Source organism: Vibrio sp. T3Y01 (genome assembly GCF_013114525.1).
Classification (GTDB): domain Bacteria; phylum Pseudomonadota; class Gammaproteobacteria; order Enterobacterales; family Vibrionaceae; genus Vibrio; species Vibrio chagasii_B.
The window spans coordinates 28,177-41,880 of sequence record NZ_VTXJ01000018.1; the positions used below are offsets into that span (position 1 = coordinate 28,177).

Annotated in this window: 11 protein-coding genes and 1 pseudogene; 3 read left to right on the forward strand and 9 right to left on the reverse strand. The window is 45.4% G+C overall.

Features of this window, described 5'->3' with window-relative positions; translation table 11 throughout:
• Nucleotides 1-12: 12 nt before the first annotated feature.
• Nucleotides 13-1,311 (reverse strand): trigger factor, encoded by a 1,299-nt coding sequence (tig, locus tag F0232_RS17850; RefSeq protein WP_004739926.1) that lies wholly within the window; start codon nucleotides 1,309-1,311, stop codon nucleotides 13-15.
• A gap of 318 nt (nucleotides 1,312-1,629) precedes the next feature.
• Nucleotides 1,630-1,812 (reverse strand): annotated as a pseudogene (locus F0232_RS25255) (hypothetical protein); the annotation flags it as partial.
• 162 nt (nucleotides 1,813-1,974) lie between these two features.
• On the opposite strand from F0232_RS25255, the gene F0232_RS17855 reads away from it, so the two are divergent.
• The 3 genes from F0232_RS17855 to F0232_RS17865 all read left to right on the forward strand — a co-directional run bounded on the left by F0232_RS17855 (nucleotide 1,975) and on the right by F0232_RS17865 (nucleotide 5,484).
• Entirely contained in the window at nucleotides 1,975-3,765 is a 1,791-nt protein-coding gene (locus tag F0232_RS17855; RefSeq protein WP_105059183.1) for an ATP-binding protein, read from the forward strand.
• Nucleotides 3,766-3,882: 117 nt separating this feature from the next.
• Nucleotides 3,883-5,232, forward strand: a complete 1,350-nt coding sequence (locus F0232_RS17860; protein ID WP_061033663.1) for a sigma-54 dependent transcriptional regulator — start codon at nucleotides 3,883-3,885, stop codon at nucleotides 5,230-5,232.
• Between the two features lie 78 nt (nucleotides 5,233-5,310).
• Nucleotides 5,311-5,484 (forward strand): hypothetical protein, encoded by a 174-nt coding sequence (locus F0232_RS17865; RefSeq protein ID WP_008218379.1) that lies wholly within the window; start codon nucleotides 5,311-5,313, stop codon nucleotides 5,482-5,484.
• 54 nt (nucleotides 5,485-5,538) lie between these two features.
• Here F0232_RS17865 and F0232_RS17870 read toward each other — a convergent pair whose 3' ends face one another.
• The 7 genes from F0232_RS17870 to F0232_RS17900 all read right to left on the reverse strand — a co-directional run bounded on the left by F0232_RS17870 (nucleotide 5,539) and on the right by F0232_RS17900 (nucleotide 13,604).
• Nucleotides 5,539-6,900, reverse strand: a complete 1,362-nt coding sequence (locus F0232_RS17870; protein WP_008218377.1) for a TRAP transporter large permease — start codon at nucleotides 6,898-6,900, stop codon at nucleotides 5,539-5,541.
• A gap of 2 nt (nucleotides 6,901-6,902) precedes the next feature.
• Nucleotides 6,903-7,628, reverse strand: a complete 726-nt coding sequence (locus tag F0232_RS17875) for a TRAP transporter small permease (RefSeq protein ID WP_061033665.1) — start codon at nucleotides 7,626-7,628, stop codon at nucleotides 6,903-6,905.
• A gap of 65 nt (nucleotides 7,629-7,693) precedes the next feature.
• Complete coding sequence (locus F0232_RS17880; protein WP_061033666.1) at nucleotides 7,694-8,689, reverse strand: TRAP transporter substrate-binding protein; 996 nt, start codon at nucleotides 8,687-8,689, stop codon at nucleotides 7,694-7,696.
• Nucleotides 8,690-9,055: 366 nt separating this feature from the next.
• Nucleotides 9,056-10,423: a GTPase HflX gene (hflX, locus tag F0232_RS17885; RefSeq protein WP_008218370.1), complete on the reverse strand. Its 1,368-nt coding sequence runs from the start codon at nucleotides 10,421-10,423 to the stop codon at nucleotides 9,056-9,058.
• Between the two features lie 269 nt (nucleotides 10,424-10,692).
• Entirely contained in the window at nucleotides 10,693-11,805 is a 1,113-nt protein-coding gene (locus F0232_RS17890; RefSeq protein ID WP_061033667.1) for an ABC transporter ATP-binding protein, read from the reverse strand.
• A gap of 6 nt (nucleotides 11,806-11,811) precedes the next feature.
• Nucleotides 11,812-12,669 (reverse strand): carbohydrate ABC transporter permease, encoded by an 858-nt coding sequence (locus F0232_RS17895; RefSeq protein ID WP_008218366.1) that lies wholly within the window; start codon nucleotides 12,667-12,669, stop codon nucleotides 11,812-11,814.
• A complete protein-coding gene (locus F0232_RS17900; protein ID WP_105059181.1) occupies nucleotides 12,666-13,604 on the reverse strand; it encodes a carbohydrate ABC transporter permease in 939 nt (312 codons plus the stop codon). Before F0232_RS17900 ends, F0232_RS17895 begins: the two co-directional genes overlap by 4 nt.
• Between the last annotated feature and the right edge of the window lie 100 nt (nucleotides 13,605-13,704).

Sequence of the window (13,704 nt, forward strand, 5' to 3'; positions counted from 1 at the left end):
GATATTACTATATTAAGCAGGTTGCTGATTCATTAGCTCGTTGAAGCTAACTTCTTTATCAGAAACTTGAGCTTTAGCGATGATTGCATCAATAGCTTGCTCTTCTAGAGCAACGTTGCGCATGTTGTTCATCATTTGCTCGTTTTGCTCGTAGTAAGCAATAACTTCAGATGGATCTTCGTATGCTGTAGCCATCTCTTCGATGATAGCTTTAACTTTCTCGTCGTCAGCTTTTAGCTCTTCAGTCTTGATTACTTCACCAAGTAGAAGACCTACAACTACGCGACGTTTAGCTTGCTCTTCGAACAGCTCACGTGGAAGTTGGTCAGCAGCTTCAGTGTTGCCACCGAAACGTTGAGCAGCTTGTTGACGTAGAACACCGATCTCTTGATCGATTAGAGCAGAAGGTACGTCGATGTTGTTTTCGTTAACTAGACCGTCGATAGCTTGCTCTTTGATGCGGTTCTTAACAGCTTGCTTAAGCTCACGCTCCATGTTCTTACGAACTTCAGCTTTAAGACCTTCAACGCCGTCAGTTGCGCCGAACTTAGCAACGAATTCTTCGTTTAGTTCTGGAAGTTCACGAGCTTCAACTTTGTTTACTTTGATTGCAAACTTAGCTGCTTTACCTTTTAGGTTTTCAGCGTGGTAATCTTCTGGGAAGTTTACGTCGATTTCGAATTCCATACCTGCTGTTTTACCAACGATACCGTCTTCAAAACCAGGGATCATGCGACCAGCGCCCATCTCTAGTGGGAAGTTCTCAGCTTTACCGCCTTCGAACTCTTCACCGTCGATAGAACCAACGAAGTCGATAGTTGCACGAGAACCAGCGTCAGCTGCAGTGTCAACTTCAGTCCAAGTTGCTTGTTGCTTACGTAGAGTTTCGATCATCTCTTCAACGTCTGCGTCTTTAACTTCTACTGCTGGCTTTTCAACAGTGATGTTTTCTAGACCTTTCAGCTCAACTTCTGGGTAAACTTCAAAAGTTGCGTTGAATACTAGGTCAGCGCCTTCGTTGTTTTCAACTGGTGCGAAAGTTGGTGCGCCAGCTGGGTTGATTTTCTCTTTAACGATCGCTTCGATGAAGTGACGTTGCATTACTTCGCCCATCACGTCTTGACGTACTGCTTTGCCGTACATTTTAGCAACCATCTTCATTGGCACTTTGCCTTTACGGAAACCATCGAAACGACGGTTTTTCGCGATGTTGCGTAGTTCAGCTGTAACTGCATCTTCGATGTTAGCAGCAGGAACAGTAATATTAAGACGGCGCTCTAGGCCTTCTAGCGTTTCAACAGTAACTTGCATTATATAAACCTCAAAACTGGCTCAGTAATCTGAGCATATGAGCCGTAACTTAGCTTTAATTCAAAAGCCGGCGTTGTTGGCTGCATCCTTGTGTAGTGCTCTATCCGAACACCTAATTTAAAATCGAGCATTGATGTTTGAATTGCTCATTCAACCAAACACCAGACTAATCAGCGATATCTTCATCTTCACATACTTGTTAACAGCTCAGTTTTCACTGGCTAATAAAAAGCAGCGAAGCTTGTTTTCGGAAACAAGAAAGGTATCTCCGATTAGCCTCAGGACAGAAATTTTAGACGCGACATTCTAGCGATCTGTTTAATCTCTGTCGAGCCGTTCACCTCTGCTTGATGATGAATGCTCTAAATTCGTCCAACTAAATGATACAAAAACGTTCAGAACATCACTTAGCACAACAGAAATGGGGACAATAGCGACTTTTTCAAGGGAATCGAGGGCTTTTTTTGCTAAAAACCTTAAAAAGAGATCTTGCTCTTGTTTTACCCCTCAGAGTCGATAACTTTTTCAACAATCTCCGTTACAAAGCCTTAACCTAACTCCATCTACTGGCTCTCTATTTTCAGTAAAAACTACCGCTAATTACTGTGATGAATGAGAGAAAGCAGGCTTTATATTGTCGCCCCGATTTAGCGGAGAACCAGCATGTTTCAAGCTTCGAGAATTCGTATCCTGTTATTGATCGCCTACAGCGTCTTAATGATCCTTGGTGGTCACTGGGTATGGAATACGAGCCATCAAAGTTTGTTAAATGATCACCAATCTAACTTAGACCGCTTTTCCGTCCACATTGCCAGCCAATTGGATAAGTTTGCCCATATCCCTGAGCTGCTTTCGAAGGATAAAGAGCTGGTTGATGCCCTGCACTCACCAAGCAACACTGCTCAAATTGAACTCACCAATCGCTATCTAGAGCACGTCAACACTGTTATTCAGGCGTCTGACACCTATTTATTGGATAGCATCGGTACCACTATCGCAGCCAGTAACTGGAATCTAAAACATTCTTTTGTTGGGCGTAACTTTGCCTTTCGCCCTTATTACCAACAAGCCATTCAAGGACATGAAAAGCAGTACTTTGCTTTAGGTTCGACTTCAGGAAAGAGAGGCTACTATTACTCTTACCCGGTCTCTTATGCTGCTGAAATCATTGGTGTAATTGTGGTAAAAATGGATTTATCTTCGATAGAAGCAAGCTGGCAAGGCAAACAGAGCTTTTTTGTCGCGGATGATAAAGACCAGATTATCTTTATGTCTAGCAATCCTGAATGGCTATTCAAAAGTCTTCAGCCTCTCGATAATGCACAACAAGCTCGCATTCGGGAGAATCAGCAATATCTCGATACCCAGATTGAAAGCCTTCACTTCTCTGGCGATCTAGAGGGCGCGACCAGCAGCATTCGTTCATCTCATCCTTTAGTTAGAGAAAAGTTTTTTACCTCTTCACGCTTTCTACCTGACCCTGGATTAACGGTCAGGGTCTTCTCTCCTACACACTTGGTTTGGTGGGATTTGGTAGCCTACATGGTGGTATTAAGCTTAGTATTCGCGATCATTTATCTGGTCATTCAGCTTAACCTTCATCGCCAACACCGACGCGCTCAGATCGACAGATTACAGTCTGAAGCGAATCAGAAACTAGAGTTTCAAGTACTCGAAAGAACCTCTGAGTTGCATGGAGAGATCAAGCAACGTATCGAAACCGAGCGAGTATTGAGACACACCCAAGACGAGCTCATTCAAGCAGCCAAGCTAGCGGTATTAGGTCAGATGTCAGCCAGTATTAGTCATGAGTTGAACAACCCTCTCGCGGCCATTCGCAGCTACGCCGACAATGGGCGACTGTTTCTGGCCAAAGAGAAAATAGATCGAGTCGATGACAACTTATCGCGTATTTCAGCACTCACCGATCGTATGGCGAAAATCAGCCACCAGCTTCGCTCCTTTGCTAAAAAATCGACCGCCGAAGAGCTGCACACCTTACAAATACTGCCCATTCTTCACTCATCTAAAGAACTGATGAAGCCACAGTTCAAAAGCGAGCGAGTTAAGCTTAATGAGCTGCCCGAAACCTTCGATGTCTGTGTACTCGCTAACGCCATTCAACTGGAACAAGTCATCATCAACCTACTCACTAATGCTGTTCAGGCAATGGAAGAGCAAGACGATAAGCAATTAGCCATCTTGTTAGAAATCAAAGAAACGGATGAGGCTCAAGATAACACGCTACTGATTCACATCGATGACAACGGGCCTGGCTTTACGTCTTCATCAAGCGGTAACTTTTTCGAGCCTTTCCATACCACCAAGAAGAACGGGCTTGGGTTAGGCTTATCGATATCTCAGCAAATAATCAGCGGAATTAACGGCAAGCTCACAACAGGAACCAGTCCACAAGGTGGCGCTCGATTTAGCATAGAGTTACCGCTTGTTTAGCAACAGAAAGAACAATAGCAGCAAAGACAAAAACAACAGACTGAGGCTAGCCCGAAGATTTACGGCCTAGCATATGAACTCAGCGATAATCAGTTATGGAAAATTAAAGGAATAACTATGTGTCACGTCTACTTCATTGATGATGAATCTGACCTAAGAATTGCGATTGAGCAGAGCTTTGAGCTCGCGGATATTGACGCCGAATTCTTTCCCGATGCGGAATCAGCTTTACTCGCGATTCAAGAGAACGGGTTACCTCATGTGATCATTACCGATATCTGTCTACCCGGTATCTCTGGCCATGACTTGCTCAACACTGTCATGCATAAAGACAAAGAGATTCCCGTCATCATGATCACAGGACACGGTGACATCTCGATGGCGGTACAAGCGATTCAAGACGGCGCCTATGATTTTATCGAGAAGCCTTTTGCCAATGAGCGCTTAATCGAGACAACCAAACGCGCCATTGAAAAGCGCCAGCTGACTTTGGAAAACCTTGAACTCAAACGCTCACTCAAAGCCAGTAAAACTCTTGGGCCGAGAATCATTGGTGATACTCAGACCATGACTGAGCTTCGCTCTGTGATTACCCATGTCGCCGACACCAACGCCGATATCTTGTTATTTGGAGAGACAGGCACAGGTAAAGAACTGGTCGCGCGGTCCCTACATGAGCAAAGCAGCCGCAGAGAACAAAACTTTGTCGCTGTAAACTGTGGTGCCGTTCCTGAAAACCTAATTGAGAGTGAGCTCTACGGTCATGAAAAAGGCGCATTCACAGGCGCCGAGAGTAAACGTGTGGGTAAGTTTGAGTTTGCTCAGGGCGGAACCCTGTTCTTGGATGAAATAGAGTCCATGCCGATGCAAGCACAGATACGCCTGCTACGAGTATTGCAAGAACGCGTTATCGAAAGGGTGGGCTCAAACGGATTAGTGCCTCTGGATATCCGCGTGATTGCGGCCACTAAAGTCGACCTAAAGAAGGCTGCTGAAGAAGGTACTTTCCGCCAGGATCTCTATTATCGACTTAACGTTGTGACCTTAGATTTACCACCGTTGAGAAGCAGACAAGAAGACATCCCAGCCCTGTTCCACCACTTCTTGTTGGTCGCTGCCGCTCGCTATGGCAAAACCGCCCCTGCTCTACCACAAAGTGAATTACACGCCCTTTTAGCGCATGATTGGCCGGGAAATGTGCGTGAATTACGTAACACTGCAGAACGTTTTGTCCTTTTAGGTAAGCTTTCTCACCTATCAGATAACGCTAATACAACCGCCCAACAAATGTCTTTGGCCGAGTTAGTATCAGAATTTGAAAAAAACACGTTAAAGCAAGTGCTTATCGAATGTAACGGTAGTATCAAAGAGACAATGGAAAGGCTGCAGCTACCAAGAAAAACACTCTACGATAAGATGCAAAAACATCAGCTATCTAAAGAGTCATTTAAGGCGGAACCAAACTAAATTAGATTTGCGAGCAAGATCACCTATACTTATTTCAATAACAGGATGTTATGCAATAAATATAATAAGGATATGGCTATGGGTGAGAAAACTAGAGTTCCTTCGATTAGCGACACTTTCGAGATAGATGGCATTTACTATACCGATGAACATCTCGACTTAAACACGCCGGAATTGGAAGCGAAAAGAGCGCTATACGAACAGATCAATCCTCATGTTAAGCGAGGAAGACACATAGATGAGGAGGTCTAAAGACCTCCTCAATTTTTATGGATTAAATTCCATTCTAATAAAAAGCTAAAACAACTACTTGGTTATGATCTCCGGTCCCATCAAGGTGGTTGGTAACCATGTCGATACCCAAGGCACGTAAGTTACGATTATCAAGAACAGGAACATTACGCCAACCCAAGGCAGCGCCGCTTTGACCACATTCATCATCGACATCTTGGCAACCCCTGCAGTTACAAACAAGTTGAGTCCCACTGGCGGTGTTATCATCCCTATTTCCATGTTCACCACCATCATGATACCAAGGTGAATTGGGTCAATACCAAGCGCGATAGCAATTGGGAATACTAGCGGAGCAACGATGATCAGAAGGCCTGATGGCTCCATGAACTGACCACCAATCAAGAGCAGTACGTTCACCACAATCAAGAAGGTGATTGGCCCTAAGCCCGCAGAGAGCATAGATTCGGTAATCATCTGAGGAATACGTTCTTCTGTCAGCACATGCTTCAAAATCAGAGCATTAGCAATGATAAACAGCAGCATGATCGTCAGCTTACCCGCATCATAGAGTGTGTCTTTGGTATCTTTATGAAAGAAGGTTTGGAACACTTTAACCAGCGCTGGCTTGGTGTTGCTCTTATCCGCAAACGGCCCCATATCTTTATAGATAAAGTTGGCAATAAAGAAGGCATACACCGCCGCTACTGCAGCTGCTTCTGTCGGAGTAAAGATACCACCGTAGATACCACCAAGAATGATGACGATCAGTAGCAAACCCCAGCTTGCGTCTTTAGCGGCTGCGAACATCTCACCCCAACCCACAAATGGTTGCGCTGGAATCTTCTTAATGCGTGCTGCAATGTAGATAGCGATCATCAACATCACACCAGCCAACAAACCCGGAATCACGCCACCAAGGAACATACGACCTACCGATACATCGGTTGCCGCCGCGTATACCACCATTACGATCGATGGCGGGATCAAAATACCTAAAGTGCCTGCATTACAAATAACCCCTGCAGCAAACTCTTTCGAATAACCGTTTTTGATCATACCTGCGATAACGATACTACCGATCGCCACTACCGTCGCAGGTGAAGAGCCAGACAACGCTGCGAACATCATACATGCCACAACCGACGCCATCGCCAAGCCACCGCGGAACCAGCCAACCATCGCGATAGCAAAGCGGATAATTCGTTTCGCCACGCCACCAGTAGACATAAAGCTCGAGGCCAAGATAAAGAAAGGAATCGCTAACAATGTGTAGTGGCCAGCAAAGGCGTTAAACAGAGTTTGTGCGACCGATGCCAATGACGCATCTGAATGCATCAACAAAAACAGGATGCTTGATAAACCTAAGGAAATCGCAATTGGCACACCGACCAACATAAAAGCAATTACCATCAAAAATAGAAATAACATTGCCATGATTAGTCTTCCTTACCGTTAGGCTTTGTACCCGACGCGCTGGTCTTGTTGTTCGTAGTCGAATCCAATACTGCAGTCGCGTCTTCGTCAGAACCCGCAAGTACATCCGCTTTCAACGCATCCAACTCTTCTTCGGCTTCATGACCTGCAATCATGCGGTCGAGTTTGCCCGTCACAACTTGGTAAGCAACTTGAATGAATCGGAACGTAAGTAATGCCATACCAATCGGCAACGCCATGTAAGGGATAAAGCGTGGTAGTTTCTCGTATCGCTCACCTTCATTCAGCCAGTCAGCTAAGAACTGCAGCATCTCTGGCATTGGGATATCATCGGTTTCATACCATGCGCGATCAGTCGCGAATGGGTACCAATAATTCCATGAACCGATGAGAAGTAAGATTGAAAAGGCAAGACAGCTAGTGACGGCAATTAACGCGTACACTTTGCGTAGCTTTTCAGGGGCAAGGTTGATGATGACATCAACGCCAATGTGAAAGTGCTTTTTAACGCCGTAAGAAGCGCCAACCAGTACCATCCATGCAAACATGAATACGGTGAGTTCCAATGCCCATAAAATGTTGTCATTGAACGCGTATCGAAAGACCACGTTCGCAAAAGTTAGTAGGGTCATTGCACCCAGAAAGAAGGCTATTAAAGACTCTTCAATTAAATCGGTGACTCTACCGACTTTGGAAAATAAAGACTGTTCCATTTGAGACTGTTCCATAAATGCTCCGCTTATAATTGTTTTAATAAAGGGCAGCGGTAGGGAGCCGCCGCCCTATAGCGGTGTTATTGGTTTGAAGCTAATGCTGCATCGATAAGATCTGAACCGATGTCTTTTTCAAACTTCTTCCATACTGGTTGAAGTGCTGTTACCCATGCTTGACGCTGTTCAGGCGTCAACGTACGAACCTCACCACCAGCTTCGATGATGTTGTTTTTGTTCGCTAGGTTAACTTTTGAAGATTCAGCGTTACGAGTTTCAGAGACTTCTTGGACGATGGTGCCAAGCTGTGTACGTACATCTTCAGGTAGGTCTTTCCAGAAGTCGTTTGACGTTACCACTAGGTAATCCAAAATGCCGTGATTGGTTTCAGTCACGCCGTCTTGTACTTCGAAGAACTTCTTACCGTAGATGTTTGACCAAGTGTTCTCTTGACCATCGATAACCTTAGTTTGCAGGCCACCGTATACTTCTTTGAACGACATTTTCTGAGGGTTAGCACCTAACTGCTCAAACTGAGCTACCAATACGTCTGACGCTTGAACACGGAACTTCAAACCTTCTGCATCTGCAGGGGTTAGTAGTGGCTTGTTCGCAGACATCTGCTTCATGCCATTGTGCCAGAATGCCAAACCTTGAAGACCACGACGCTTCATTGCGTTCTTCAGCTTTTCACCAGATTCTGAGTTTTGGAAACGGTCAACGGCTTCTACATCTTCAAACAGGAACGGAAGGTCAAAAATGCGGTATTTCTTAGTGAACTTCTCAAATTTAGACAACGAAGGTGCCGCCATTTGAACATCACCATTTAACAGGGCTTCCAGTACCTTGTTATCATCGTAAAGCGTCGAGTTAGGGAAAACTTGCATACAAGCTTTACCATTCATTTCCGTGTTTACTCGCTCTTCAAGTAGAGAAGCAGCGATGCCTTTCGGGTGCTTATCCGTATTGGTTACATGACTGAATTTAATCACGATTTCACCTGGATCACAGTTTGCAGCAGCATTAAAACTGGTGAGTGCCAGAGCAGATACAGACAGCAGGGTAAGAGGCTTAAACATTATTATTCTCCTTAGTAAACAAAGCAGCCCTTCAATGGGAACTGCGTGCTTTCACTAAGGCAATTAGCGCGCCATATTGACACAAATCATTAACAACCCTTTAACCATAAGGCTTGGTAATATCGAGCCGCTCATCAGGGAGCTCAGCCAATAATATTAATGGGTGGAAAATGACCCATAGAATATTTATAAATGGGTGAGAGTTGACCAAACTATCAATGATGAAATAGAGGTTTAGAGGACAAATAGAGGTTAGGAGGAAAAATAAAGGCCACCACTTCGGTAAACAAAATGGCAGCCTTATATAGAGATTCTTTAGAGCTGGTTATCTTAATAGGATATTGAAATATTATCTGAAACAGATGATTACGAGTTCTGCATACGCTTTTTAAGTCTTGCTAAATCAATAGCACTTGAACGTACTGTCAGCTTAATGCACTCGTAGTCGTACTCTTCCTTCACCACACTCATATTAGAGCGGATCTCACCGATGATGCCTTGCCCAGAATAAGGAATGGTGATCTCTTCTTCGATCATTCCTTGCTCAGCCACACCCACGATGTACTTATGAAGCTTGGTTATATCCAGTGGGTCGCGAGTTGACGTCAGCATCGCATCTGGGAACTCTTCAATCAGCTCTAACTGCTCTTCTTCGCTCAATCTATCGCACTTGTTCAGTACTAATAGTTTTTCGCTGCCTTCAACCCCCACTTGCGCTAATACTTCATGTACCACATCAAGCTGTGCGCGGAATGAAACGTCAGAAGCATCAACCACATAAAGCAGCAATGAAGCATCGTGCGCTTCTGCAAGTGTTGAGTGGAATGAAGCAACCAGATCGTGTGGCAGTTTCTTGATGAAACCCACCGTATCTGACACTAGGATACGCGGCTGAGTGATCGGCTGAAGTGCACGAACCGTCGTATCTAGGGTCGCGAACAGCTTGTCTTCACCACTCACTTCGGTTGCGGTCATTGCACGCATCATCGAAGATTTACCCGCGTTGGTGTAACCAACCAGAGCAACAGTGAAAAGTTCCGAACGCTGTGTGCGTCGGTTCTTCATTTCATCTTGTACGCTTACCAGCTCACGCTTAAGCGCAGCAATTTGGTCACGTACTTTACGACGGTCAAGCTCTAGTGAGGTTTCACCAGCACCCTGACCCATTTGACGTTCTTTGTCACCGTCTGCTGTTTCACGAAGTCGAGGTACTAAGTAGTTTAGGCGAGCAATTTCTACTTGCAGACGTGCAGTACGAGTGCGAGCGTGGCGACTGAAAATTTCGATGATGATACCGGTGCGGTCAAACACTTCGACACCTAAGTGAGCCTCAACATTGCGTAGTTGAGATGGGCTCAAATCACAGTCAAATACCACAACATCAGCAGTACCAAACTCCACCTCTTCAGATGGCAAGTCATCAAAATCGAGTTCATCAATACCAGCATGAAAATCAAAAGACTCATCAATGAAGTCTTCGTCTTCCACTTCTTGAATCGAGCCTTGGTAGCCGGTTAGGTGAGCAATTTCTGCAAGCTTACCGGCACCTAATACGTTTTGTCGTTGGGTTGAACTGTGGTGTTGTGACTGAGTACCGACCACTTTAAACCCTAGGGTTGTCACTAATCGAGCAAGTTCAGCAAGAGACTCTTTTGCTTCGTCACCTTTAAAGTCAGGTGTCGTAATAGAGATAAGTAGAGCGTTACTAGCGGAGGGTTTTGCTGTTAGTTTCATGTTTTATTCTGTCTATGCACAAAAGTGCACCTAGTATTGGGTCTAAAGTAGCGCGATCCTACGCTGTTCTCAGTCCGCTTTATAGAGCTAACCGTGACTAATTGGCGATATTATTTCAGTTAATCTGATTATCTCGTTTATCCCTCTGTTTTCACGAGGAAATAAAACAAGCTAAAACAACAAAAAAGACAGCATCACGTTACTCATTATAAGTTAGTGATACTGCCTTTGTTTAAGCTTAGCCTCTCATTGGACTACTGACTCAAAAACTAGAAATCAATTCTCGCTTCAGTCTGTGCATCAAAGAATACCGCTTTCGACAGGTCAAAATGCAGCGGTGCCATCTGCCCTACCGACACTTCAAATTCCGGTGATAAGCGACACGCCACTTCTTGGTCGTTCACCTTCACCATCGCAATCGTATCTGGCCCTGTCGGTTCTAGCACTTCCAACTGTAAGTCCAGTTTAGTGGTTGCCGACAGATCATCGCCTTGTTGCTCAGTAATGTGCTCTGGACGCAGGCCAATCACAACTTCTTTGCCGTCTTGTTCACGCATGCTTTGTGGCAGACGAATATGGTGCTCCTGATCAGCCGTACCAATAACCTTGATGATCGGGTTCTGCTCTTCGTCGAGATCCACCATAGTCTTGATGAAATTCATTGATGGTGAACCCATAAAGCCTGCCACAAACATGTTGCTTGGCTTAGTGTAGATCTCTTGTGGTGTGCCTAACTGTTGCAGCTCACCATCTTTCATTACTGCGATACGATCAGCCAGCGTCATTGCCTCGATTTGGTCATGGGTGACATAAACAATCGTGGTGCTGAGCTTTTGATGCAGACGCTTAATCTGATGGCGCATTTCCACACGTAGCTTGGCATCCAAGTTAGAAAGTGGCTCATCAAACAAGTACAGCTTAGGACGACGCGCTAAAGCACGCCCCATCGCGACACGTTGACGCTGACCACCCGATAGCTGTGATGGTTTGCGGTCCAGCAGTTGTTCGATTTGCAACATTTCAGCGACTCGATTCACCTCAGCATCGATCTCGTCTTGAGGCATCTTACGGATCTTCAAGCCGAAGGCGATATTGCCACGTACCGTCATGTTTGGGTAAAGTGCGTACGACTGGAACACCATCGCGATGTCGCGGTCTTTGGGCTCAACCTGAGCCACGTCGACACCATCAATCACGATTTCACCTGAACTAATGTTTTCTAGCCCAGCAATGGTATTCATTAGGGTGGATTTTCCACACCCCGAAGGGCCGACAAGTATCAAGAACTCCCCCGAATCGATACTAATGTCGATGCCCTTTAACGTTTCGTTGTCCGCGTTGCGATAGGTTTTACGGATCTGTTTTAAATCTAATGTTGCCATGGGTAATTATCCTTTTACTGATCCCGCCGTTAGGCCACGAACAAAATATTTTCCTGCGAAGACATACACCAACAGCGTTGGCAGTGCAGCGATGATCGCGGCGGCCATATCGACGTTGTATTCTTTAACGCCCGTGCTGGTGTTGACTAAGTTATTTAATGCTACAGTGATTGGTTGAGTCTCTGAGCCTGAATACACCACCCCGAACAAGAAATCGTTCCAGATAGCGGTAAACTGCCAGATCACCGTCACCATGATGATCGGTGTTGAGATCGGTAATAAGATCTTAAAGAAGATGGTAAAGAAGCCCGCACCATCCAGTTTCGCTGCTTTGATCAACTCATCTGGAATCGAGATGTAGAAGTTACGGAAGAACAGCGTCGTAAACGCCATGCCGTAGATAACGTGCACAAGTACCAGACCAACTGTAGTGTTTGCTAAACCCATTTTGCCCAGTACCGTCGCCATCGGTAACAGCACCACTTGGAATGGAATGAAGCAACCGAATAGCAGTAAACTAAAGAACAGGTTTGAACCACGGAACTGCCACTTAGTGACCACATAGCCATTGAATGCGCCTAGTAGTGTTGAGATAGCGACCGCAGGAATCACCATTTGGAACGAGTTCCAGAAATAGCCTTTCACCCCTTCACACTTAACGCCAGTACAGGCGCTATCCCACGCTTTATACCAAGCATCGAACACCCACTCTTTGGGTAAACTCATCAAGTTACCAGCCTTAATATCTGGCAAGGTTTTGAATGAGGTTAGTACCATTACGAACAGCGGCATTAGGTAAACTAAGCAGAAGAAAAGCAGCGCCGAATAGATGAACATTCGAGCAAAGTTGATGTTATTCATCATGACTTTTTCTCCCTAAGCTCTGAGTAAAGATAAGGCACCAGAATCGCTAAAATACCGGCAAGCATCATCATCGCACTGGCGGCACCGAGGCCGATTTGTCCGCGTGTAAATGAGTGTGCATACATAAATAGCGCCGGAAGATCCGAGGAATACCCTGGTCCACCTGCTGTCATCGCCGTCACAAGGTCGAAGCTCTTAATCGCAATGTGAGAAGTTATGATCACCGCGCTGAAAACCACAGGTCGCAAGCAAGGTAAAATGATTTTGAGATAAATAGTGGGTAAGCTTGCCCCATCAATTTGCGCGGCTTTAATGATGGAGGAATCGATACCACGTAGGCCAGCTAAGAACATCGCCATCACAAAGCCTGACGACTGCCAAAGCGCGGCAATCACTAAGGTGTAGACCGCCATTTCAGAGTCCACCAACCAGTCAAATTTAAAGTCGGTAAAGCCCCAATCTTGCATCAATTTCTCAATACCTAGGCCCGGATTCAAAATCCACTTCCAAGCGGTACCCGTCACGATAAATGACAGCGCCATTGGATATAAATAGATGGTACGAATCGCGCCTTCTTGACGGATGTTTTGGTCAAGCAAAATCGCCAAACCGACACCCAAGACGATAGCAATCACCATGAATAGGATCCCGAACACACCGAGGTTGGTGATTGAGGTGATCCAGCGATCGTTCTCCATCAGCTTTTCATATTGAGTAAAGCCAACAAAATTGAAGCTCGGTAGAAATCGAGAATTAGTAAACGACAGCGCTGCCGTCCAGAATATGTAGCCGTAGATACATACCACGGTCACCAACGCGGTCGGTGCCAACACAATCTTAGGTAACCAATGTTGTAACCTGTCAGCAAAACTGGGCTTTGGTGCAGGCTGGCTCCTTGTCGGTTTTGGAGTCGACTCAGTCAAAACATGCTCCATAACTTTTCCTTGTTGCACAATTGAGCCAATGGCTTACCTCTCGGCACCACATCAGCATCACGCATATCAGAATTGAGGTGAAGAGCGGATAGGCTCCCTA

Excerpts from the sequence above, each read along its gene's own strand:
- F0232_RS17890 (WP_061033667.1), bottom strand. The coding sequence starts at position 11,805 with ATGGCAACATTAGATTTAAAACAGATCCGTAAAACCTATCGCAACGCG.
- F0232_RS17860 (WP_061033663.1), top strand. The coding sequence starts at position 3,883 with ATGTGTCACGTCTACTTCATTGATGATGAATCTGACCTAAGAATTGCG.
- tig (WP_004739926.1), bottom strand. The coding sequence starts at position 1,311 with ATGCAAGTTACTGTTGAAACGCTAGAAGGCCTAGAGCGCCGTCTTAAT.
- F0232_RS17870 (WP_008218377.1), bottom strand. The coding sequence starts at position 6,900 with ATGGCAATGTTATTTCTATTTTTGATGGTAATTGCTTTTATGTTGGTC.
- F0232_RS17855 (WP_105059183.1), top strand. The coding sequence starts at position 1,975 with ATGTTTCAAGCTTCGAGAATTCGTATCCTGTTATTGATCGCCTACAGC.
- F0232_RS17880 (WP_061033666.1), bottom strand. The coding sequence starts at position 8,689 with ATGTTTAAGCCTCTTACCCTGCTGTCTGTATCTGCTCTGGCACTCACC.
- F0232_RS17900 (WP_105059181.1), bottom strand. The coding sequence starts at position 13,604 with ATGGAGCATGTTTTGACTGAGTCGACTCCAAAACCGACAAGGAGCCAG.
- F0232_RS17865 (WP_008218379.1), top strand. The coding sequence starts at position 5,311 with ATGGGTGAGAAAACTAGAGTTCCTTCGATTAGCGACACTTTCGAGATA.
- F0232_RS17875 (WP_061033665.1), bottom strand. The coding sequence starts at position 7,628 with ATGGAACAGTCTCAAATGGAACAGTCTTTATTTTCCAAAGTCGGTAGA.
- F0232_RS17895 (WP_008218366.1), bottom strand. The coding sequence starts at position 12,669 with ATGATGAATAACATCAACTTTGCTCGAATGTTCATCTATTCGGCGCTG.
- hflX (WP_008218370.1), bottom strand. The coding sequence starts at position 10,423 with ATGAAACTAACAGCAAAACCCTCCGCTAGTAACGCTCTACTTATCTCT.